General features: G+C 37.6%; 20 protein-coding genes. 11 read left to right on the top strand and 9 right to left on the bottom strand.

The annotated features are described in order from the left end of the window. The first annotated feature begins 177 nt into the window (after positions 1 to 177). From HCO57_RS01650 to HCO57_RS01620, 7 genes are all read left to right on the top strand, one after another. Positions 178 to 1,830, top strand: a complete 1,653-nt coding sequence (locus tag HCO57_RS01650) for a S41 family peptidase (RefSeq protein ID WP_167987553.1) — start codon at positions 178 to 180, stop codon at positions 1,828 to 1,830. Between the two features lie 39 nt (positions 1,831 to 1,869). After that, positions 1,870 to 2,277 (top strand): hypothetical protein, encoded by a 408-nt coding sequence (locus HCO57_RS01645; RefSeq protein WP_167987552.1) that lies wholly within the window; start codon positions 1,870 to 1,872, stop codon positions 2,275 to 2,277. A 212-nt stretch (positions 2,278 to 2,489) separates the two neighbouring features. Then, positions 2,490 to 3,299, top strand: a complete 810-nt coding sequence (locus HCO57_RS01640) for a sterol desaturase family protein (protein WP_167987551.1) — start codon at positions 2,490 to 2,492, stop codon at positions 3,297 to 3,299. 281 nt (positions 3,300 to 3,580) lie between these two features. Next, positions 3,581 to 3,976 carry a hypothetical protein gene (locus tag HCO57_RS01635; RefSeq protein ID WP_167987550.1) on the top strand — a complete coding sequence of 132 codons (396 nt, stop codon included), beginning with the start codon at positions 3,581 to 3,583 and terminating at the stop codon, positions 3,974 to 3,976. 71 nt (positions 3,977 to 4,047) lie between these two features. Continuing rightward, positions 4,048 to 4,515: a hypothetical protein gene (locus HCO57_RS01630; RefSeq protein WP_167987549.1), complete on the top strand. Its 468-nt coding sequence runs from the start codon at positions 4,048 to 4,050 to the stop codon at positions 4,513 to 4,515. A 272-nt stretch (positions 4,516 to 4,787) separates the two neighbouring features. Then, positions 4,788 to 5,744 carry a hypothetical protein gene (locus tag HCO57_RS01625; RefSeq protein ID WP_167987548.1) on the top strand — a complete coding sequence of 319 codons (957 nt, stop codon included), beginning with the start codon at positions 4,788 to 4,790 and terminating at the stop codon, positions 5,742 to 5,744. A gap of 121 nt (positions 5,745 to 5,865) precedes the next feature. After that, positions 5,866 to 6,735, top strand: a complete 870-nt coding sequence (locus tag HCO57_RS01620; protein ID WP_167987547.1) for a glycerophosphodiester phosphodiesterase family protein — start codon at positions 5,866 to 5,868, stop codon at positions 6,733 to 6,735. A gap of 408 nt (positions 6,736 to 7,143) precedes the next feature. Here HCO57_RS01620 and HCO57_RS01615 read toward each other — a convergent pair whose 3' ends face one another. The 9 genes from HCO57_RS01615 to HCO57_RS01575 form a co-directional block, all read right to left on the bottom strand. Beyond that, positions 7,144 to 7,509, bottom strand: a complete 366-nt coding sequence (locus HCO57_RS01615) for a hypothetical protein (protein WP_245167521.1) — start codon at positions 7,507 to 7,509, stop codon at positions 7,144 to 7,146. 85 nt (positions 7,510 to 7,594) lie between these two features. Beyond that, entirely contained in the window at positions 7,595 to 10,087 is a 2,493-nt protein-coding gene (locus HCO57_RS01610) for a glycoside hydrolase family 3 protein (RefSeq protein WP_167987546.1), read from the bottom strand. Between the two features lie 146 nt (positions 10,088 to 10,233). After that, a complete protein-coding gene (locus tag HCO57_RS01605) occupies positions 10,234 to 10,974 on the bottom strand; it encodes a hypothetical protein (protein ID WP_167987545.1) in 741 nt (246 codons plus the stop codon). 268 nt (positions 10,975 to 11,242) lie between these two features. Further along, positions 11,243 to 12,097 carry a DUF5694 domain-containing protein gene (locus tag HCO57_RS01600; protein ID WP_167987544.1) on the bottom strand — a complete coding sequence of 285 codons (855 nt, stop codon included), beginning with the start codon at positions 12,095 to 12,097 and terminating at the stop codon, positions 11,243 to 11,245. Between the two features lie 178 nt (positions 12,098 to 12,275). Further along, complete coding sequence (locus tag HCO57_RS01595) at positions 12,276 to 12,695, bottom strand: CBS domain-containing protein (RefSeq protein ID WP_136950665.1); 420 nt, start codon at positions 12,693 to 12,695, stop codon at positions 12,276 to 12,278. Positions 12,696 to 12,838: 143 nt separating this feature from the next. Then, complete coding sequence (locus HCO57_RS01590) at positions 12,839 to 13,660, bottom strand: universal stress protein (RefSeq protein ID WP_167987543.1); 822 nt, start codon at positions 13,658 to 13,660, stop codon at positions 12,839 to 12,841. 20 nt (positions 13,661 to 13,680) lie between these two features. After that, the gene (hemN, locus tag HCO57_RS01585; RefSeq protein ID WP_167987542.1) at positions 13,681 to 15,039 is read right to left on the bottom strand and encodes an oxygen-independent coproporphyrinogen III oxidase; all 1,359 of its coding nucleotides are present in this window, start codon (positions 15,037 to 15,039) and stop codon (positions 13,681 to 13,683) included. A 130-nt stretch (positions 15,040 to 15,169) separates the two neighbouring features. Next, positions 15,170 to 15,895 (bottom strand): energy transducer TonB, encoded by a 726-nt coding sequence (locus HCO57_RS01580; protein WP_167987541.1) that lies wholly within the window; start codon positions 15,893 to 15,895, stop codon positions 15,170 to 15,172. A 76-nt stretch (positions 15,896 to 15,971) separates the two neighbouring features. Continuing rightward, a complete protein-coding gene (locus HCO57_RS01575) occupies positions 15,972 to 16,694 on the bottom strand; it encodes a DUF2490 domain-containing protein (RefSeq protein ID WP_167987540.1) in 723 nt (240 codons plus the stop codon). 183 nt (positions 16,695 to 16,877) lie between these two features. Between HCO57_RS01575 and HCO57_RS01570 the strand changes: the two genes are divergently transcribed. From HCO57_RS01570 to HCO57_RS01555, 4 genes are read left to right on the top strand one after another with little or no spacing between them, the layout of a single operon-like run. Further along, complete coding sequence (locus tag HCO57_RS01570) at positions 16,878 to 17,669, top strand: universal stress protein (protein WP_167987539.1); 792 nt, start codon at positions 16,878 to 16,880, stop codon at positions 17,667 to 17,669. 17 nt (positions 17,670 to 17,686) lie between these two features. Further along, positions 17,687 to 19,525: an SLC13 family permease gene (locus HCO57_RS01565; RefSeq protein ID WP_167987538.1), complete on the top strand. Its 1,839-nt coding sequence runs from the start codon at positions 17,687 to 17,689 to the stop codon at positions 19,523 to 19,525. 25 nt (positions 19,526 to 19,550) lie between these two features. Then, complete coding sequence (gene pckA / locus HCO57_RS01560) at positions 19,551 to 21,179, top strand: phosphoenolpyruvate carboxykinase (ATP) (RefSeq protein ID WP_167987537.1); 1,629 nt, start codon at positions 19,551 to 19,553, stop codon at positions 21,177 to 21,179. An 11-nt stretch (positions 21,180 to 21,190) separates the two neighbouring features. Then, positions 21,191 to 22,492 (top strand): ATP-dependent 6-phosphofructokinase, encoded by a 1,302-nt coding sequence (locus tag HCO57_RS01555; protein ID WP_167987536.1) that lies wholly within the window; start codon positions 21,191 to 21,193, stop codon positions 22,490 to 22,492. The last annotated feature ends 26 nt before the right edge of the window (positions 22,493 to 22,518 follow it).

Genomic DNA, 22,518 nt, shown 5'->3' with positions numbered 1-22,518 from the left:
TACGGGTTTCGGTATTTAATCCAAATTTTAGTGTATTTATAGTGTATCTAAATATTTTGATTAAGCTTTAAACCTGAATAGTTAAAACAAAATATTATGATAAAATACTATGTGCTTAATCAGAAGTTCACTACTCTTTACTCACACACTAACCATAGCTAGAGCGTGATCAAAATCATGAAGAGAAAGATAATTGTATTTCTATTTTTAGTTCTCTTTATTACTAAAACAACAAATGCACAGGACAGTCTTTCCGTAGTTGACCAGTTATCTGTCACAGCAAAAATTTGGGGATTTTTAAAATATTACCATCCGGAAGTTGCCAATGGTAAGTTTGATTGGGATAGTGAACTTTTTACAATATTACCTATAGTCAAAAGCTCAAAAAACAAAGATGAACTTTCACTCACTTTTTTAAATTGGATTGAACGTTTAGGTCCAATAAAACCTTGCAAAACATGCAATAAAGAGAAAGGTATAAACTCTTTTGATAAAAATTTTAATTTAAATTGGATTACCGACTCTAAACTATTTAATGACGAACTTTCAAAAAAACTTAAATACATTGAAGAGAATAGGCATCAAGGTAATAAACATTATATAGCATATTATAAAGGCAAACCAAAAATTGCATTTTTTCAAAACGAACTAAGCTATCCTAGCTTTGACTGGTCAAATGAAAATATGCGATTGCTGACACTGTTCCGATACTGGAACATGATTGAATACTTTTTTCCAGCTAAATACCAGATTGACCAAAACTGGGATGATGTCTTGAAAAAATTCATCCCAATATTTCTTAATCCAAATTCAAAATATGAATATCACAAGACTCTAATAGCATTAGTAGTTAGTTTGGAGGATAGTCATGCTTTAATATATCCCAACACTGAGTTTTGCAACTTTGGTTGTTACAATGTTCCTTTTGAATTTAAAGTAGTGAATGATTCTGCAATTATTACAAAGTTCTATGACCAAAAACTAGCAGAATTGGATGATTTGAGAATTGGAGATATCATTACTAAAGTAGATGGCCGCAATACATTTGAAATTTTTCAAGAAAATAAAAAATATATACATGGTTCTAATTACGCTAGAAAGAAAATAAACTCAGGCTACTATCTATTAAATGGTTCAACCCAATCAGTTACTATTGAATTATTTAGAAATGAGAGAACTTTTTTAAAGACCATTAAAAGGTACCCGTTCGAGGCTTTTGATTATACACTAAATAGGCAGCTTGAAAAATATAGATTAATCGGTGATTCCATTGGCTATATCAATATTGGGAAAATTAAAACAAAGGAAGTACCTAAGGTCATGGATGAACTGAGTAAGACTAAAGCTATAATTTTTGATTTGCGTAATTCAAAATCTTCAACTCCTTACTTTTTCACCAATTATATAACATCAGAGAAAAAGACATTTTATAAATCTATATATCCAAACCTAGATTATCCAGGGAAGTTTTTATGGTCAGAAGGTGGTAAAAGTGGTAATGACAAATTAGTTTATAAAGGAAAAGTAGTTTTATTAGTTGATGAATATTGTCAGAGCCAAATGGAGTTCACAGCAATGTGCCTTCAAGTCGGGGATAATGTCACCACTATTGGGCGTCAAACATCGGGCTCAAATGGTAATGTGATGAAATTTAATATGGTCGGTGGTTATGAAACCCAAATTTCAGGTATCGGCATATTTTACCCAAATGGAACAGAAACTCAAAGAAAAGGTGTAAAAATTGATATCAATGTAAAACCTACCATCCAAGGAATTATTAAAGGAGAAGATGAGATACTAGATAGAGCTATTGAATTTATAAATAATTAAAAATTGTTGCCCACAAAAAACTAAGGTAAAACCCTAATAATGCAGCAAGAAAAAGATTTTATCCAGAGGGAAATACAGCGGTTAACTTTGCTAATAGCAAAATTACTAGAACGGGCCCTAGCAATGCCAATAACGGAAACGGAACAAGAAACTAAAGCCATAGAAGCTACCCTAAAAGCAGAATTTGGTTTTACTTTAAAAGAAATTTTGGTGTTAGAAGATGCTATATTCCTTAACAGGATTAAAGAAATAAATCATGAGCATTTAGAAAAACTGGCAGAATTAATTTCGGTCATCGTACAAAAAGAATTAAAAGATTTTGACCAGTCCTTAGCAGTCAAAGGATTGGCTCTTTTAGATTATGTAGATAGTGTAACCCAAACTTTTTCTTTTAAAAGAATGGAATTACTAAAAACATTACAACAAAGCACCACAGCGTCAAACTAAGAAAACAACCAATTAGTAGCTCACTACCGTAGGCGTTCTACCCACTAGTATCACTACCTTCACCATCAGCAGCCAAAAACCTACCATCCATACAAAAATTGGCCAATTCCCTCAAATATCTACTGATAATCAATACCTTGCACACACCCCAATTGTACTAATGCCGCTACGGTACAAGCATGGTTTTGTTCCCCCAAGAACAAAAAAACATTATGGAACTTATAGAGACTATTCTAAGTATTGACCCCAATTATTGGATCATTGGGTTATTAGCCGTTTTCTTTACGCTAGAACAGATTTTAGACAATCCGTTTGTCTTTAAAAAAAGAGGCGCACACCTGCTTCAAAACCTATTATTGCAAGTGGTTTTTGTACTCTTAAATATCTTCTTTTTAGCACTGCTGGTTTTTGGGATAGAGTGGTTCAATAACCAAGAAATTGGATTGTTTTACTTGCTGTCTCTACCGTATGTAGTGCAAGTACTTTTAGGCGTGGTCCTTTTTGATTTTGCCACTTATTGGTTGCACCGTGCTTCTCATAAAAGTCCCCTACTCTGGCGGTTGCACCGGGTACACCATAGTGATACCACCATGGATTCTTCTACCACGTTTAGGTTTCATCCGCTAGAACTAGCATTGGTATACCAAGCGTGGAATTTAATTACGGCGGCTATTTTTGGTTTGGATGTTACTACCTTGGCGCTCTATTATTTTATGGTTTATATCTTCTTCTTTTTAGAACATTCCAATCTAAAATATCCAAAATGGCTTAACACCACTATAGGCCTAATTTTTGTAATGCCAGACCACCATAGGGTGCACCACCACCAAGAGCAGTTTTACACCGATTCTAATTTTGCCGATATTTTTATTTTGTGGGATAGAATTTTTGGTACGTTTAAACTGCTCCCTGTACATAAAATTAAATATGGTTTGGTAGAATTTAAAGACCCTAAAAAACAGTCCTTTTTATACCTCTTAAAAAGTCCGTTTATTCTTATGAATACCACAAAAAAGAAATAACCGTAGTAACCAGTTCTTACGGCAATCTACTACTGTGGATATAAGCAGTAATTTCTTCCTCTTTTTATAGTTTTTGCTTAATACCTACGACTGATTGCGCCGTACTCTTAACTTTAAGCTACTAACCAACAAGCGTAAGAAAATAAAAGTTATCTTTAAAAGCGTTACTTCCCCCAACCCAAGCGTTTAGGCGTGGGTGTTACCTTATTTAGTATAAAAATGGTTATCTGTGCAATGACGGATATTCTATTGTTAGCGATAAAAGAATAAAAAAATAAACGATGTCTGATTACATTTTAAAATTTTGGCCTAAGGAAGAGGTAGAAGAAGTTAAGACCGAACAAATTGAAAAAGGACTTACTGACGCACAAATAATCGGAAATCCGAAAGAATTCTGGGGGAAACCAGCATTCGAGGCAGGAACTTTAATAAATGATTTTTTCGAACCTGTTCTAAATCCAGAATGGGCAAAATCATATTTCCCAAGCATTGCATTAACAATTGAAGATAAGGGATATGGTGTCGAAAGTGGTGCTGAAGACTTTGAGTACATTGACAGATTAAATGTCATTTCTATCAAAGGTGGAGAAGGAGCTTTTGATAAATGGGATAAAATGTGTGATAAATTAAATTCAATAACGGGAGACGAGTACAAAGGAGGGTGGGAACTCTTGTAATAATTTGAATCAATGGCCAAGACGTCAATTTTTGCTATAGTTAATCTGGTATCACTCAAATGAAACAAAATATGCAGCCAACAATAAAATCTGCAAACGATTTTCTTTACTCCAGAGGTTTAAATGACAATGACATAAACGAAATATTAGAAGGTTCTGACGACTCTTCTTTACTTCCTTTAGTAGAAAGCGTTCTATACGTAGAAGCAGAAGCAAATGGTTATGTTTTAAATCAGCAAAATAGTCTAAAAAACTTGGAACTTTTTGGAATGTACAGTGCAATGGCACAAGAAGTTCATTATGATTCTGGTCCAGGGATTGATTGGGGATTGATAGGAGGCTGTGCTGTTAGTGCTATTGGTTTGGACTCATTAGGGACTCTTAAAGATACACTAGCTGGCAAAAAAGTAACGGGAGTTGCTTTTAAAAAAGCCGCAAAGAAAGTTGTCAAAAAATTTGTTGCTGGCGCAACAGGATGGGGTACTATTTTAATGGTTGCAGAGTTTGGTATTTGTGTTGGAATTGGTCACGCACTATAAATTTTAGGTTATGGAATTTTTCAAAAGTTTTATTTTAGGAATTTTAATATTAATTGCTTTCAGATATACTATCGGAAATTATATTAGAAAGTATCTAAAGAATAGAAAAAAATAAATCCACAACATGGTATAAATGTAATAGCGGTTTGGGTGCATACCTAAACCGCTTTATTTCAAAATAAAAATTGTCCCAAACGGAAAATTTAGTTTTTTAAAATCCGTAACTATTCTTATACGTTACAGTTGCCTGCAATGCGAAAAACCTACTCTGAATGAAATACCTTTTAAAAACCATTGCTCTAATCTATATGTTACTGTTTATTTTTTGTGGGTATCGAACCCCTGAAGCGGATAAACATCCCGAAATTCCAATTTTCCCAATGCATACCAATGATCAATTATGCATAAAACAAATAACCCCTAATTTATATGGTATTAAATGCAATGAGAAATACCTATTTGCACATAATAGCGATGGTGAATTGGTTATTATTGATAGACAACTTTATACCACAAAAACAATACAGGCACCTAACATTTACATCAGTAAAAACGGAGATATTTATTCCATAGAACTTAATGAAAATCCTGAACTAACAGAGGTTTACAAAATATCGGTTCTAAATAATTTAAAAAAAGAAAAAATAGAAAACTTAATCATAAATTCTAGAGAGGGTTATGCCATCAGGGATTCATTAAACCTAGTTTACAACATGGATATGGATGCTAAAGAAAATATTGAACGTAAAAGGCACATAGATAGTTTAATCCCTATTATTTATCAAAAAGAACAAGATGTAATTGCTGCTAAATTAGAAGAATTAAAACCAAATGTAATGTCGATTTATCCGCTAGCATACTCCGTGAGTGTGCTAAAGTTTAAGAATAAAGAACTCGCTTTGTATACAAGAAATGACCATTCGCAGAATTTTAAAGCGATGTTAGAAGAAACACGCAGTAATGAATTAGAATTTATATGGGATGTAACAAAAAGCCCAAAATCTTTTGACAAGGTTGTTCTAGGTAATTCCTTCTCTGGGAATCATTACGTAGGGGGGTATACCCCTTATGGCTATAATTATATAGAACTGTCATTAGATAAGCAAACAACAAAATTCAAAGCAAAAAACACACATAATGGGGATGGGGTACATATTCTACATGAAAGTAAAGACACTGTTATCCTCACAGATTATGAAAAATTATATCGCGTAACACTAAAACCATAAAACCGAACTAGAATAATTCATCATTTAATCCTAGAAAAATGAATAACCTATTTGGGGGTAAGCCACTGCTAAAACAAGTACCTTTGGCAACATCGCTATAACGCACCAGAAATTTAAAAGTATGAAAAAACTTTTACTGCCCTATTTACTTCTTTCATTGCTTTTTGTTGGGTGTAAAGTAAACTACAAGCAAGAGGATACCACACCAACCAAATTTACCTACACGGAAAATAGTGAGGTATTAATTAGTGCACACCGCGGGGGCAAAGGTTACCCTGGCTATCCAGAAAATTGTTTGGAAACCATGCAGTACATCAAAAAAAATATACCCAATGCATTATTTGAAATTGATGTGGCAAAAAGTAAAGATGGGGTGCTATTGCTGATGCACGATAATTCCTTAGAACGCACCACAACTGGTTCTGGCAGCGTAGACCAAAACAGTTGGAAAACCATGTCTCAACTCACCCTTAAAGACGATTTTGATTCGATTGTACCCTTTAAAATTCCACTGTTCAAAGAGGTATTGGATTGGGCAAAAAAAGAAAATGCCATCCTCACGGTAGATATTAAACGTAGCGTGGACCCTACAGAAGTACTTCAGTTTATAGAAGAGAACAATGCTTTAGAACAAACTATTTTAATAACCTATGCTATAGAAACCGCCCAAATATTGTATCAACATAATCCTAACGTTATGCTCTCTGTAAGTATCAGAAATATGGAAGAGTTTAACAGAGCTGCTGACTCTGGTATACCATGGGCTAATATGGTGGCATTTACAGGCACCAGATTATCAGATGTTTCTTTATATGACCAACTGCACGATAAAGGAGTAATTTGCATGCTAGGTACTTTAGGAAACTTAGATAAGCGTGCAGCTGCAAGAGGTGACCATCTTTACAGGGACTGGGCCAAACTAGGTATTGACGTTTTTGCTACAGACAGACCTTTAGATACGCAAAAAGCACTTATAACGTATAAGAACTAATCGCAGTAGCTCGTTAAAAAGAAGCATAATTTTGTAGTACTGTAACGGATAATCACCGCAATTGTAATGCGGCTACGAGCGCTGTTTTAGCAGGATAAACAAAAGCAGTCCCCATAACAGTAGCAATACACCGAGTAGTACCAATAGTATATTCAAATTTTGGACAGCTACATGGGAGACCGCTGTCGCCTTAGCATTTTCTAAGATTAAGCTATTTTTCAGTAATTCTTTTTCGCAGTGCGATAAATCTGTACGTGCCGCTATTCGCTGTTTTTCTAAATCTAGATATGTCGCCGTCTTATTCTGTGCAACACGTATGTTAGCTGTCTGTTGCCATGCCAACCATGCGGTTAGCCCTTAAGTCAGCGTACAAAGCAGCAAAGCAATACATGCGTATAGCGATTTCATTTAACTTTCTAAAGCTGCCGCGGTAAGTCCAAGAAATGCCAAGGCACCAAAAAAGAATAGCAACAGAATTAAGCCTATACAAGAAATAACCAAGCCCGCTATAGCTGTACCTCTTGGACGCTTAAATAGGCCTATAATAGAAAAGATAAGCCCTAGCAACCAAATAATAGAACCTGCAATAGGTAGGCAGCTAGAAAACCATGCTAAGATAGACAGAATAAGACCTGCCAATCCCATGCTATTGCTTTGGTTTTGTTGGTTGATGATGATGGTCTGTTTTTCCTGATTACGGTGGTCTTGCATGCCTGTGGTTCTTTGTTGGTTTAACGTTAACGCGTAAAAATAATCATTTAAAACAATTTTCATTCTGTAGTTAGAAATCGTTGTACATCACAGCATAAAAAAACGAGGGCCTGTGCCCTCGCTTTCAATTCTTGGAATGTGTTGGTCTTTACTTACCGTCGCATCCCGGTTTGGCATCGGCATCCGTAGCCAGTTGTATGGCAGACAGTCCTAATGTAGTGCCCTTTGGTGCGCTAATGCTAAAAGCAGTGTTTACTGCAGTCATATCAGTCCCCAATTTTTCAAAACAACTAAGGCTCAAACGGTATTCTTTCCATGCTTGCCCAGAAATAACTACTTCTAGTTGTTGGTTGCATAGCCCAGCGGCACTGCAAACTCCAATTTGTACTGTTGCTGTTTCTTGGTCAAAAGTACGTGCGTAAAACGCAAGTTCCATGGCGCCATTGCTTTCCCTTGCCATATCTGCAGGCGTGGTCGCAATCAATTGTGCTTGTATACGCTCTGTAGAAGTCCACTCTAATTTTAACGCATCTTCTTGTGCCATATGGTCTGTTTTCCCTACCAATAACCCACCAATAGAGGTTGGGAAACTGGCCACTTGCTTTTCTAAATCGGCCGACTGTAATTGCAAACGCCATGGCGCGGTAGGCTGCCCTTTATCAAAAAAGACACCTGTAGAGGCTACCTCTAAATTTTCTAAATCTGAGTTTTCTGGTAATACCTCAACCGTTTCTTTGCTGCTGTAATTTAAACCATAACCTAGCTTAAAAAGCACATCTTTGGTTTGTGGTGCTACAGCAGTTGCAGGCCATGAAAAAGATAGTTTTCCAGTAAAATCGTATGCTGCATCACGCTTAAATAACAAGTCCGATACCCCACCACCTTCACTTCCTGGTAGCCAGGCAGCCACAAAAGCATCAGAAAGGTTGAGCTCCGGATTAGTCCACATAGGGCGGCCAGAAAGGAACACACTTACTACAGGAATCCCTTTTTCTTTATAAGCCGAAAGTTTGGCAGTATCAAAGGCATTGGGTACAAAATCTAAATGTTTGCGGTCTCCTTGGAACTCAGCATAAGGGTCTTCTCCGTAAACGGCTATTACTACATCTGCCGTAAGGCTTGCATCCGCCTCTGGCGAAAAGATAAGCTTCCCTCCTTTTTCTGCAACTGCTTCTTTTATACCTTCTAATATAGATTCGCCATTAGGGAACTCTGCATTAGTATGGCCTTCGCCTTGCCAAGACAAGCTCCATCCGCCAGCAGCTTTAATAATATGTTCTGCACCATCACCTACTACCAAGATGGTTTTACTCGCATCTATAGGCAATACCTGCTCGTTATTTTTAAGTAAAACCATAGACTCCCGTACGGCTTGGCGAGCCAATGCACGATGTTCTGGTAATGCTAGTTGACGCTCGTCTCCAGCAAATTTACGCGTGCTTGGTGCTCCCTTATCAAAAATGCCAGAAGCCAGCTTCACCCGTAAAATTCTACGGACCGCATCATCTAGGCGTTCCATAGTTATGGTTCCTGCTTTTACGTGTTTCAGCGTACTTTCATAAAGCCCTTTCCAGCTGTCTGGTGCCATAAACATATCTACCCCTGCATTAAAAGCATTGGGGCAATCTTCATTAGTACAGTCGGGTACTTGGCCATGACCGTTCCAATCCCCTACAACAAAGCCATTAAATCCCAGTTTCCCTTTTAAAACTTCTGTCAGTAACTCATAATCGCCATGCAATTTTCTGCCATTGTAGCTAGAAAAAGATGCCATTACCGTTTGTACTCCGGCAGGGATAGCACTGTAATAGCCTGCTGCGTGTACATTGAGCAATTCGGATTCATCAATCTTAGCATCGCCTTGGTCTACACCATTTTCTGTGGCTCCATCTGCTAAAAAATGCTTAGCACAAGAAATTACGCGACCAGCTCCCATAAAGTCTGCATCGCCCTTAGTGCCTTGTAAGCCTAATACAATTTTATCAGCATACCTATTTGCAAGGTCTGGCTCCTCAGAAAACCCCTCGTAACTACGGCCCCAGCGCACATCTTGCGGTACGGCTAAGGTTGGGGCAAACGTCCAATCGTGCCCAGAAACTGTAAGTTCATGTGCTGTAATAGATGCTAATTGTTGTATCAACTCTGGGTTATGGGTAGCGCCTAGCCCAATATTATGTGGTAAAATAATGGCACCTTCTAAATTGCCATGTCCATGTACGGCATCTATACCCCAAATAATAGGGATAGCTACTTCTACCCCATCCGTATCCATAGATGCATTGTAATACTGGTCTGCCATCTGCAACCATGTTTTAGCATCTGCGTAGGCTTTATCTCCGGGAGCAGAATTACCACCACTTAAAACCGAACCCAAACGGTATTGTTTTACTTCTTCTGGCGTAACAGACTCACTATCTGCTTGTATTATTTGCCCTACCTTTTGTTCTAAGGTGAGTTGGGGTAACAAACTATCTATTTGCGCCTCTATGGTAGAATCTAAGGGTTGAGGCTCAAAAACAGGCCAATCTGTGAGTAACGCTTTGGTTTCTGGTGGTTTTTCTGTTGTTTTGGGTTGCTGCTTACAGGCTACAAAAAACAAGGCTGTAACTAGCGTGCATCTTAGTACGGCTTTGGTAAACATTTTTTAAAAATTAGAATTATTAGAATAGTTGAAAGGAATTATTATTCCTTTCTTACGTTTTAGTTTAGTGCGATGCAATATACGGGTGTACCTGTAAATTTAAAAAATTTTACACCTTGCGATACTTGTAATTCTTTACGTTAACGTTATAGTTCTTTATAGCGTTTTAAACTAAAATTTTCTGGTAGCCTTAAATAAAACTTACGGAGGATATTCATATCATACCCATCCACACTGGTTCCCCGAGTTTCGTCTTCTATATACAAGTAATTTTTTGCATTCTTTATCTTTCTACCTTCGGTTTTAATGTGAGCGAACTTTTTAAGTGTAAATTTTTGCTCTAAGTGTACCATACCATATTGATATTGATGCCATTGTCTGTTTGGGTTTAGTTTTACTTTTTTAAGTGGTTCTACCATGTATATATAAAAGCCCGTGGCCCAAACGGCTACGCCCAACACTAAGGTAAAACCAACAACCAAAGCAAATTCACCATCGTTATCCTTACCCAAAAACAACCCTAATACTAATGCCGTAAATGCAATTGCTAGAGTAATCCCCATAGCTTTAAAATGCTTTGCTTTTTGTTGCGCTATACACTCCTCTATCACAGAACGCCACTCCTGCGGCTCATACCTAAAAATGGCTTTTGCTTTAAACTCCTTAGCCTGGGCTGCTACAAAAAAGCGCTTATCTGGTTCTCTTATCAACTTACGAATTATGACCATTGCTGCGACAGCATACACATAACAGCCTGCTAATTGAACATATGTTTTTGATTTAATAGCAATGTACCCAATCCACAATAATAGCGGACAAACCAAGCCTAAAATAAACATGATTATTATCAGGCTTTGGATGATATCTAATTCATAGCGTTCTTCCATAGGAGCTTATTCACTGCAAGATACTCCCAAATTGTGAAAAGAGGAGGTTCTTAACTTTAAGAACTTTCTATAAATTACACTCCTTGTGGCTCTTCGCCAAAAGCTAGTGTTCTAGTAAATAATTATTAAATCGGTGATGGTTATATTACCTACTATAGCAATGGCAATTACCATAGTTAAGGTAACTTTAGTGTACACCTATATTTTAATTAATCTGCAACACTACCACAAAACATTGCTGCTAATAAAACAAAATAGATAGTAACCTCTATTCTCTTAAAACTTGAGACACTTCTATCATTTGCCATTTCTTATCATAATCAACAAAAATCTCGAACATAGCCGTATGGCTAGAACCCGCTAAAACCATGACCCGCTCGTCGGTTTCTTCTGTATACTTGCGTACCAAAGACCACATGTACAAGTTTCTTTTGTACCATTCTGCAGTTAAGAGCGCGCCATTAAATTGTTCTGTGTTACCGGCAAGGGAAAGTACGTTGTTGTGCAAGTTATTACTCTCGTACCGCATGGTTTCGGTATTCATCCCCAAGGTTAAGGCAATCAAGGAAACTCCCTGATCTATTTGCGCATCCAAATCTGCACTAAACCACTTTAGTTTTTCTTCTATTTCTTGCTGTAATTGGGTTTGTTGGTTGGCTTCTATATCTTCCATCACCTCTGTATATGGAAAGTTGGTATCCGTGTAATCTATGGCATATACCCGCTCTTGGTTATTGGCCTTGGCTACCCTAAACGCTAGTTGAAAAATCTCATTTTTTTTGTAAAAATTAGATAGGTTTTCTTGTTTAAAATAGTTGCCCGCCTTGTACAGGTTGTAAAGTGAGTCTAGTTCTTTTTGTTCGTGATGTGGCCATTCTACAAAGATTTTTGTAGGGTTATAGTTTACCAGTTGTTTGGTCATCTTATCCAAATCTTTCTGGGCACTTGGACTAAGGATGTCAAAAGATTTGGTTTTGGCTACATCTGCACCTGGGTTATGGTAGTGAAACGTACCCAACAAAAGTACCTCTTTAGGCTTGGATTGCAAGGTTGTCTTAGGTTGAGCGCTAAGGAAGGTAACACTCGTTAAGAGTAATAAACAAAATAAAGTAGTAATTTTCATTTTTTTGATAGGTTATTGATTGCTCTAGGTATAAGATGAATTACTTTAAAATTTGTTACATCACTAAACTATTTTTTGCCTTAAAAATGAGTCCAGCTATATAAAAAGAGGAGGTCCTCGCCTATAAGTACCTCCTCCAAACTACACACAATGCGGCTATTCCCCAATAGCCTATTTTTTAATATTGTTCTAATAGATAATTAATTAAATCGGTAGTGGTAACAATGCCCACCAAGGTATCACCATCTACAACAGGTAATGCATGAAATTCTTTTTGAGATAAAAACAAAGCAACATCTCTTATTGTAGTGCTACGCTGTACAGAAATTACATCTTTAACCATGACCTGTTCTATAGTAAACATATTGTACACCATAGTATCTACATCTTGTTCTTCTTCATCTATCGCATCTGCAAAACTGATGCGCATTAGGTCTGTATAGCTCATCATACCAATAACCTTTTCACCTTCGGTTACAGGAATGTGTCTAATATGGTGTTTTTTAAATAACTCTTCTGCGGTAACCAAATCATCTTGTGTAGACAAAGTGATGACATTTCTGGTCATTATTTCGGAAACTGGAACACGCTTTTTCATGGGTTTAGTTTTTTAATTTACATACCTAAAGGTAGTACGGTTAACGTGCTAAAAACATGACAATTATCAGATTACACCATAAAAAAAGTCCCGCCGTAGCGGGACTCACTGTAAACAATACCAAACTGAACTGGTAAAACAAATCATATTTTAAAAGTCACCACAGGAATTTCACTGTGGTTAGCTACATCTTCTCCTATACTGCCCATAAAAAAATGGGTAATGCCTTTTCTACCATGCGTAGGAATGGCAATCATATCTGCAGCATTACTATCTGCAAAAGCAAGTATTCCTTTTTCTACTGTATAATCATTATAAATCACCACTTCCTTACCTAGTTTTGCTTGGTCTAAAAATTTAGAAATACGGCTGTAGGTATCTGCAGTACTCAAAAAGTTATCTGCAGGAGTGTTGATGTATACCATTTGTAATTCTGCGCCTATAAGCGCTGCAAATGCCACCACGCGTTTGGCCACGTCTACACTTTCTAGTTTAAAATCTGATGCAAACACTATACGTTCCGCATTAAATTTTGTCATATCACCTTTCACGACCAAAACCGGAACCTCAGCACTACGCACCACCCGTTCTGTATTGCTGCCAATAAATAGTTCTTCTAAACCATCTACGCCATGAGAACCCATAACAATAAGGTCTGCTTTATGTTTTTCTGCTACTTCATTTACTTCTGAGAACACTTTGTAATGCTTAATTATAGGTGTTACAGCTATACCTTTTAAGTAGGGCTTTTCTAAAAACTTAGCAAAGCGGTCTTCTGTTATTTTAAGCAGATGTACCATATGCTCTCCTGGAATTAAATCTGTATTAGACGTTACGGAGGGCGATAATTCTAGCATGTGCATTACATACAAGGTGGCATTATGTTTTCTAGCTATGTCTGCAGCTACTTTTAAGGCTGTTTCCGATTGTTGAGAAAAATCGATGGGTACTACAATACTTTTCATTTTTTTTGCTTTTAAATAGGTTAAACGGTCATTGAGAATAATTGGGTATCAGGCTTTTTGCGCTGTAATTTTAAATCTAAGGCCATGCTTATGTTTCTGATAAAAGGCTTTCCTTTTTCGGTCACCGTAATGCCTTTATCGTCTACCAAGACTAAATCATCTTTGGCCAATTCTTGTAATCTTTCTTGTATCTCTTGCAGCGGTAAAACGCCGTGGTCCTCTGTATTCCATGCTGTTTTAAATCGGCACATTAAATTAAGAATATGTTTTCTTATTAAAATGTCTTCATTGTTAAGAATGTGACCTCTAAAGACCGGGATAACATTATTTGCTACTAAATCTTGGTATTCCTCTATATTTTTTACATTCTGGGCAAAACCATACCAACTATCACTAATACTGCTGGCACCTAAGCCAATCATCAATTGGGTTTTAGAAGGTGTGTACCCCATAAAATTGCGGTGCAACTTTCCGTTTGCTGCAGCAGCGGTTAACGCATCTGTAGCCAAGGCAAAATGGTCCATACCAATATCAACGTACCCCATGTCTGTAAGCATTTTTTTACCTAAAGCGTATTGTGATTGTTTTAATGCTGCGGAAGGTAAATCAGAATCTTTAAAACCACGCTGACCGTTGCCCTTTAACCACGGTACATGTGCATAACTGTAAAAAGCAATACGGTCTGGGCGTAGTTCACTGGTTTTTGTAATGGTATTTTTAACGTCTTCTAGTGTTTGGAAGGGTAAACCGTATATAATATCATGCCCCACACTAGTGTAACCCACAGCTCTGGCCTGTTCCGTTACTTGCTTAACATTCTCAAACGGTTGTACTCTATGAATGGCTTGTTGCACTTTTAAGTTGTAGTCTTGTACACCATAACTCACCCGCTTAAAACCTAGCCCATACAATAATTGCAAATGGGCTGTTGATGTATTATTGGGGTGCCCTTCAAAGCTCATTTCCGCGTCTGTCGCTACTCTAGCTTTCCTAAAAATACCTCTAAGCAACATTTCTAAATTTTGCGGAGAAAAGAAGGTAGGTGTACCTCCGCCAATATGTAGTTCTTTTAGTAACGGACGTTCTGGCAATAGCTCCAAATACAAATGCCACTCTTTCAGTAATGCCTTTACATAAGGTAGTTCTACATCGTGCCTTTTGGTAATGCGTTTATGGCAGCCACAAAACGTACACATACTTTCGCAAAACGGTAGGTGTAGATATAAACTTATACCTTCTTCTTTGCTTTCTTCAAAGCTTTTAACCACACTATCTTTCCATTTTTTACCAGAGAATTCGGTAATATCCCAATAGGGAACCGTTGGGTAACTGGTATACCGTGGTCCTGCCACATTGTATTTCTGAACTAAATTGCACATACCTAATAATTATACTCCAAAGCTAAGGTTAGGCGTTTTTGTAAAATATGATATTTATCAGGTTGCTATAAAAGAAATGCCCTGCAGCCTTTGTAGCCTGCAGGGCATCAACAAAAAAACGAAAACCCCATTATTGCATCACAAAATTTATTGGGACACCATATCGTACTGTAGCTGGTCTGCCTCTTTGATTACCAGGTGTCATATTCGGTAACATTGCTATAATTCTTACTGCTTCGTCCTCTAACAATTTATCCGGACCTCTTTTATTTATATGGGCTACCTTGCCCTTAGAATTAATCTCGAACTGCACATAAACCTTACCCTGTATTCCTAATTCTAATGCCGTACTTGGATACTTAAAGTTGTTTTTAATATGCTCCTGAATTTTCTGATTAAAACACGCTTTGCGTGCCTCATTATCGGCTAATCCTTCGCATCCTGGGAAAATAGGCACTTCTTCTATCACAGCAAAGGGAACGGTAATCTCCTCTTCTTCTTCTACTACCTCTACCTCATCTACAGTAACAACAGCATCATCCACGTAAATATCTTGGCTACTTTCTGTACTTTCTATTAAAGTCTCTTCTACCTCTTCCATATCTTCTACAATAGAAATAACGTCTGGAGCAGCAGGTGGTGGCGGTGGTGTAAAATTGGTTTGCATGTGGGTTACTGGTACCTCTTCGTCTATATCGTCCATAACTTGCATTATGGTTACAAATTCTTCTGCTGTGGAATAGGTTTTATGTTCTAACATTCTCCATACAGCGAACAAGACAATAGTTAATCCTATTACAAAATAAAGACCACTATCTCTACTTAAATCTACTTGTGGGTTTTTCTTCAGTTCCATGGGTATTACGATTTTATAGTATAAAAGTAATCTAGCTAAGTGTCTTAAAACATGACAATTATCATGCTTACCTTTTTTATTGAGATGTTGCTTTTTCTTCTTGTTGAGCAACCTTATTTTGTTTATCCTTATATAGTTTGGTCTTAAAATAAAGGCTGAATCTAAGGCGGTCGTAATTTTCTTTGCCTACGTGATTTTTTAAATAGCCTAATTCTAAACACAGGTTTGGCGTTATTTTTTTACCAAGTCCAATGAAAAAACGGTTTTGCATTATTTTAAATTCGTTCAACTCCAAAAAATGCTCATTAGAAACTTTTATGTAGGTTGATGCGTCTACAGCTTGTGTAAATTGTAGGCGATGTCTTAAGCGTGGTCCAAATGTATGGGTAGTTCCACTGTGTTTCCATCGGTGTTCCAAGCGAAAGCGCTGTGCAAATTTTTTACTATGCTTCCATCCCATTTCTTGGTACAACCAGAATTGGCTTTTTTGTTCTAAGGAGTTTACCTTCTCAAAAGGATGATGGTCTAAGAATGCTACCCCTGCACCTATATATGTATTGGAATTTAATTTATAATTGGCACCAACACGTAAAAATCCAAATTCCACGCTTTCTGCATAGTTGTATTGTCTTAGAATACCTACCGTTGGGATGCTCCAATTATTAGCAATTTGATGGGTGCCAACCAGTTGTGTCCACGTACCTACTTGGTCTTTTGGAGCTTCTTGTGTAAACCCCACTAGCGTATAAAAACTTAGTGCTAAAAAACAAAGGCGGAAGAAATATGAAGCTGGTTTCATGGTATTCCATTTTATACACCAAAGGTCTACTCTAATAGGCTAGGAATTCATGATAAATATCAGGTAATCAAACTTTAAGGTTAAGAGAATGTAAAGTATTCAAAAGCTGATATCTGTCATATTTTGCCCGCTAGGGGCACCCTACTTTTACAGTGTTATTAGTTAACCTCTAAAACATCAGGTATGAATCACATTAAACACATTTTGGTCCCATTTGATTTTACAGAATCGGCCATCAACGCATTAGACTACGCCTTAACATTCGTAGGTTTTGAGAACGATATTAAAATTACAGCTGTATACGCTAGTACTTGCCCTATAAGCAGTTTAGAAGAAGTGTCTTCTGAAGCTAAGTTTGTGTCCTTGGTTGCTTCATTAAATAAAAAAACCAAGAACGTACCCAAGCTAAAAATGGTCACAGGAGAAATTACCAACGTAATCTTAAGTGAACAAAACTTTTTAGAAGCAGACCTTATTCTAATGGGCACTATGGGCGATAGTAGTGCAGATACCCACCTAACAAATACGTCTAAAGTAGTGTTAGAAGCAGATTGCCCTGTACTGTCTATTCCGTTAGAAACTACTATAGATACTCCTAAGCACATTGCTTTGGTTTTAGGCAATGAAGAGATTGAACACAAGAGCGTCCTCAACTTTTTATTAGACATCGCAAGGAGTTTTAATGCTAAAGTACACGTGCTAACCATCTACAAAGAGAGTATTTATAAAGAAAAAGTAGTGGTTGAGTCTAATGAGGACTCCTTAGAATACTATTTGGAGCATTTTTATGCATCGCATGATTTTGAAAAAAATCAGGATGTGGAGCAAGGTATTATGGACTATGTGGCAGATAAAGAGATAGACCTTTTAGCTATTATCCCTAGAAACCATGCCGAGAAAACAAAACCATCAGAAGGTAGGCTTACCAAATTATTAACCCTACACGCCACGGTACCTGTACTTACGTTGGATTAACCTTCTATACCACGATTATGACCATCTTAATCATCATATTAATACTAACCATTGCCTTATTTGTGTGGGGAAAATACCCGCCAGATGTGGTGGCATTAATGTCCCTACTATCACTATATCTTTTTGGGGTATTAGATATGACAGAGGCATTAAGCGGCTTTAGCAATGCTACCGTGATTATGATTGCCGCTTTGTTTATTATAGGAGAAGGCTTATCCAGAACAGGGTGGACTGCCTTAGCTGGTCAATGTTTTGTTAATTGGGCCGGTAAGAGTGTTCCTAAACTATTGGTTATTGTTACCTTGGGTGCAAGTGTTCTATCTGGTTTTGTTAGTAACACCGGTACTGTGGCTGCTTTGTTGCCCGTTACCGTTTCTGCCGCTTGGAATGCTGGCACCCTTCCTTCTAAGCTATTAATGCCCGTAGCTTTTGGTTCTAATACGGGAGGTTTATTGACGCTGACGGGTACACCACCAAATATTATTGCTAGTAATGCAATGGTAGAAGCTGGGTTTGAGGGATTCTCTTTCTTTGAATTTAGTTTGATAGGGCTACCGCTACTCCTTATTGCCATCCTGTACTTTAGGTACATAGGCTACCGTTTGCTCCCTAGTAATAAAACCAAAAACAAGCCTGTTAACATAGATGCAGAAATGAATAAATGGATAGAAGGATATAGTATTGGTGACAATTTATACCGTTTACGCATCCGTTCCATGTCCCCGTTAATAGGTACTAAAATTGGCGATTGGGGTTTTGAAGATAAATATAAAGTATGTGTAATGCGCTTAAAACGTAGACACCCTAGTCCTTTACAGCAAAAAACACCCGCCTTTGTAGAGTTACCAGACCCAGACACAGAAATGCGTTACCATGATATTATAACGGTTAAGGGCGATGCAGAACATATTAATTTTTTAACCTTAAAATTCAGTTTAGGGATTATCCCTACTCCACCAGAAAAAGAGACCTTAAAAAACGAGCTCATTAATCAAGAAATTGGTATGGCAGAAATGCTTATTACACCAAAATCTGTGTTTGTCGGCAAGACTATAAATCTAGGTTCTTACCTGCAAAAATCTGGTGTACAGCTTTTAGCCGCTTCTAGGGATGATAGACCTTTAACTAAAGCTATTACTATAAAGGCAGGTGACGCTTTTATCATACGTGGCCCATGGAGTGAAATAGATGGTTTAAAATCCGTATATGAAAATCTAGTTATTGTAGGTAGTCCAGAGTCCATGGCCAAAAACGTTCCGCAATTAACGCCTAAAAGTTATATTGCTCTTGGAGCATTGCTGCTAATGATTGGCTTATTGGTTTTTAAAGTAGTTCCTGGAGCCATAGCAGCATTACTCTGTGCAGGTTTAGTGATGATTACGGGTTGCGTTCCTATTAATAAAGCGTACAAAGGTATTTCGTGGACCAGTGTAATTATGATTGCCGCTATGATACCTATGGGAGTAGCACTACAAAAAACAGGTGTTGCACAATTGGCAGCAACTAATTTAGTAGACACGCTTGGCTCATGGAGTCCTACCGCCTTATTGGGAGGTATATTTTTACTCACAACAGCATTTAGCCAAACAATAAATAACTCGGCCACCGCAGTACTAATGGCGCCCATAGCCTTGCTGGCGGCCACCTCTTTAGGGGTTTCTCCTAAACCCTACTTAATTACCGTTGCCATTAGTGCATCTACAGCGTTTTTAACCCCAGTGGGCACCACAACCAACGCCATGGTTATGACTGCGGGTGGATATCAATTTAAGGATTATGTAAAGGTTGGCGGTCCTTTATTGTTGTTCTTTTTCTTAGCAACCTTAGTCCTGGTACCACTTATATGGAAATTTTAATAACAGCATTGTAAAAACAACACTCATGGAATTAGTAGTAGAAAACAAAAGAGATTTAAACAAGTATGGGCTTAAGAATGTTACGGCCTATTGGAACCTAGACGGAGAAACCTTACAACGCCATACCCTAGAAAAGGGTTTGGGGGTAGAAACTGAAAATGGCACGCTAGCCATTAATACGGGTAAGTTTACAGGGAGGTCTCCTAAAGACCGTTTTTTAGTAAAAGATGATTATACCAAAGACAAAGTGTGGTGGGGCCGCATAAACAAACCTATTTCTCCAGAGAACTTTGACCAATTACAAGAAGAAATTATCAACTATCTATCAGGTAAAGAAGTTTATGTAAGAGATGCTGCAGTTTGCGCTGATCCAAGATATCAAATGAATGTGAGAACCATAACGGAATATCCGTGGTCCAATTTCTTCATTAAAAATATGTTCTTGCGTTTGTCTGAGGGCGAATTAGAGAATTTTGAAGAAGAATGGTTGGTACTTTGTGCTCCTGGTTATGTGGCTAAAAATCCACAAGAATATGGAATTTTAGCAGGTAATTTCTCTATCCTTAACTTTACCAAAAAAATTGCTCTGGTTGGTGGTTCTGCCTATACAGGTGAAATGAAAAAAGGAATATTCTCTGCCCTAAATTTAATATTACCTACAGAAAAAAATGTGTTACCGATGCATTGCTCTGCTAACGTTGGCCAAGCTGGTGACACGGCTATTTTCTTTGGATTGTCTGGTACTGGTAAAACCACGCTTTCTGCAGACCCTAACCGTAAGTTGATTGGGGATGATGAGCATGGATGGACTCCAGAAAATACCATTTTTAATTTTGAAGGGGGTTGCTATGCAAAAGTGATTGACCTAACAGAAGAAAAGGAACCCGAGATTTTTAGAGCGATAAAACCAGGCGCTTTATTAGAGAATATTACGTTTAAAGAGGGTACTAAACAAGTTGATTTTTTTGATAGTTCCATAACACAGAATACCCGTGTGAGCTACCCTATTTACCACATAGAAAATAGTAAAGAACCTTCTTATGCCGGTAATCCTAAAAACATTTTCTTTTTAACCTGTGATGCTTTTGGGGTATTACCACCCGTATCAAAACTTACACCAGGACAGGCAGCATACCATTTTATCTCTGGTTACACTGCTAAAGTAGCTGGTACAGAAGCTGGTATTACAGAACCTGTTCCCTCTTTTTCTGCTTGTTTTGGAGAACCTTTTATGCCACTACACCCTACCGTTTATGCAGAAATGCTGAGTAAAAAAATGACAGAAGCAGGGGTAAATGTATGGCTAATCAATACCGGATGGAGCGGTGGTCCTTACGGCGTGGGATCTAGAATAAAATTAAAATATACTAGAGCTATGATTACAGCCATATTAGAAAGGCAATTGGAGCAGGTGGAGTTTGAGACACATCCTATCTTTGGTTTATTCATGCCAAAATATTGCCCTGGGGTACCTACAGAAATGTTAGACCCAATGAACACGTGGTTGCAAAAAGGTGCTTATATTAGTAAAGCAATTCAGTTAGCACACTCGTTCCATATCAACTTTGATAAGTTTGCATCAGAAGCATCCGAAGAAATCTTGAATGGCGGGCCGCTAATTGATTCGCACCATAGTTTGGCAGACCATCTTTAAAATAAACCTATATGTTCCAAATAGCACAATTAGGAACACCAACTATAAAATCCCCCTTGGAGTTAAGTACTGTCAAGGGGGATAATATCTTCAACTTTATTACAGAAGAAGATAAATTGGTGTACGACCTTTCATTAGAAAATTACCAAAATTGTTTAAGCAGTAATTCTGCACCTGTTTGCCTAGAAAAGGCTGGGCCTAGAGAACACCTCTTTTTTGACCCCAGAACCACCAAAGCGGCTATAGTTACTTGCGGCGGCTTATGTCCTGGTCTTAACAACGTAATTAGGGGTATTGTTATGGCACTACACTATTTTTATGGGGTTAAAGAAATTGTTGGTGTACGCTACGGGTATGAAGGTTTGAATCCGGAAGTAGGTCATGACCTAATGCCGCTTACGCCAGAAGTGGTTAAAAATATACACCATTATGGTGGTACCATTTTAGGGTCTTCTAGAGGTGGACAAGAAGTAACTACTATGGTAGATACATTAATAGCTAATGACATCAACGTTCTTTTTACTATTGGCGGGGACGGAACTCTAAAAGGAGCCAATGCTATTGGTGAAGAAATAGGCAAGCGTGGTGCGCAAATAAGTGTAGTAGGCATCCCTAAAACCATAGATAATGATATAGACATCATTGATAAGTCATTTGGTTTCGAGACGTCTTTTGACATTGCCAGCCCTATTATTAGAGATGCACACAATGAAGCGGCAGGTGCCATGAACGGTATTGCCATTATAAAGCTTATGGGTAGAGATAGTGGTTTTATAGCCGCTTCTGCCTCTTTAGCAATGCCAGAAGTAAATTATGTACTCATTCCAGAAATGGCATTTAACCTTTACGGTAAAAAAGGCTTTTTAGAACTATTGAAATCGCGCTTAGAAGCCAAAAAACATGCTGTCATTGTAGTAGCAGAAGGTGCTGGCCAACATCTCATAGAAAAAGAAACTGAGGTAGTAGATGCCTCTGGCAACATACAACATGAAGATATTGGGTTGTTCTTAAAAGATAAGATTAAAGCTTATTTTAAAGACCATTTTCCTGTAACCATAAAATATATAGACCCCAGTTATATTGTGCGTAGTGCTCCTGCTAACAGTAGCGATAGTATATTTTGTAGCAGTTTAGCATACCAAGCAGTACATGGTGCCATGGCCGGTAAAACCCAATTTGTAGTAGGTAAAGTAAATAACAAGTTTGTACACCTACCTATAGCTGCCGTGACCAGTAAACGTAAAAAAGTAGATTTGGAAAGCGAATTCTGGTTTTCTGTATTACAAAGTACAGGGCAACCCTTTTCCTTTTAGGCAGTTAACAAAATATTGGATTAAGC

Source organism: Croceivirga sp. JEA036 (genome assembly GCF_011882165.1).
Taxonomy (GTDB): Bacteria; Bacteroidota; Bacteroidia; order Flavobacteriales; family Flavobacteriaceae; genus Croceivirga.
Note: the sequence above shows the minus strand (reverse complement) of the source record. Positions and strands in the feature narration are given on the sequence as shown.

What these genes read in the sequence shown, in the direction of transcription:
- HCO57_RS01650 (WP_167987553.1), top strand. Translation starts at nt 178, where the DNA reads ATGAAGAGAAAGATAATTGTATTTCTATTTTTAGTTCTCTTTATTACT.
- HCO57_RS01645 (WP_167987552.1), top strand. Translation starts at nt 1,870, where the DNA reads ATGCAGCAAGAAAAAGATTTTATCCAGAGGGAAATACAGCGGTTAACT.
- HCO57_RS01640 (WP_167987551.1), top strand. Translation starts at nt 2,490, where the DNA reads ATGGAACTTATAGAGACTATTCTAAGTATTGACCCCAATTATTGGATC.
- HCO57_RS01635 (WP_167987550.1), top strand. Translation starts at nt 3,581, where the DNA reads ATGTCTGATTACATTTTAAAATTTTGGCCTAAGGAAGAGGTAGAAGAA.
- HCO57_RS01630 (WP_167987549.1), top strand. Translation starts at nt 4,048, where the DNA reads ATGCAGCCAACAATAAAATCTGCAAACGATTTTCTTTACTCCAGAGGT.
- HCO57_RS01625 (WP_167987548.1), top strand. Translation starts at nt 4,788, where the DNA reads ATGAAATACCTTTTAAAAACCATTGCTCTAATCTATATGTTACTGTTT.
- HCO57_RS01620 (WP_167987547.1), top strand. Translation starts at nt 5,866, where the DNA reads ATGAAAAAACTTTTACTGCCCTATTTACTTCTTTCATTGCTTTTTGTT.
- HCO57_RS01615 (WP_245167521.1), bottom strand. Translation starts at nt 7,509, where the DNA reads ATGAAAATTGTTTTAAATGATTATTTTTACGCGTTAACGTTAAACCAA.
- HCO57_RS01610 (WP_167987546.1), bottom strand. Translation starts at nt 10,087, where the DNA reads ATGTTTACCAAAGCCGTACTAAGATGCACGCTAGTTACAGCCTTGTTT.
- HCO57_RS01605 (WP_167987545.1), bottom strand. Translation starts at nt 10,974, where the DNA reads ATGGAAGAACGCTATGAATTAGATATCATCCAAAGCCTGATAATAATC.
- HCO57_RS01600 (WP_167987544.1), bottom strand. Translation starts at nt 12,097, where the DNA reads ATGAAAATTACTACTTTATTTTGTTTATTACTCTTAACGAGTGTTACC.
- HCO57_RS01595 (WP_136950665.1), bottom strand. Translation starts at nt 12,695, where the DNA reads ATGAAAAAGCGTGTTCCAGTTTCCGAAATAATGACCAGAAATGTCATC.
- HCO57_RS01590 (WP_167987543.1), bottom strand. Translation starts at nt 13,660, where the DNA reads ATGAAAAGTATTGTAGTACCCATCGATTTTTCTCAACAATCGGAAACA.
- hemN (WP_167987542.1), bottom strand. Translation starts at nt 15,039, where the DNA reads ATGTGCAATTTAGTTCAGAAATACAATGTGGCAGGACCACGGTATACC.
- HCO57_RS01580 (WP_167987541.1), bottom strand. Translation starts at nt 15,895, where the DNA reads ATGGAACTGAAGAAAAACCCACAAGTAGATTTAAGTAGAGATAGTGGT.
- HCO57_RS01575 (WP_167987540.1), bottom strand. Translation starts at nt 16,694, where the DNA reads ATGAAACCAGCTTCATATTTCTTCCGCCTTTGTTTTTTAGCACTAAGT.
- HCO57_RS01570 (WP_167987539.1), top strand. Translation starts at nt 16,878, where the DNA reads ATGAATCACATTAAACACATTTTGGTCCCATTTGATTTTACAGAATCG.
- HCO57_RS01565 (WP_167987538.1), top strand. Translation starts at nt 17,687, where the DNA reads ATGACCATCTTAATCATCATATTAATACTAACCATTGCCTTATTTGTG.
- pckA (WP_167987537.1), top strand. Translation starts at nt 19,551, where the DNA reads ATGGAATTAGTAGTAGAAAACAAAAGAGATTTAAACAAGTATGGGCTT.
- HCO57_RS01555 (WP_167987536.1), top strand. Translation starts at nt 21,191, where the DNA reads ATGTTCCAAATAGCACAATTAGGAACACCAACTATAAAATCCCCCTTG.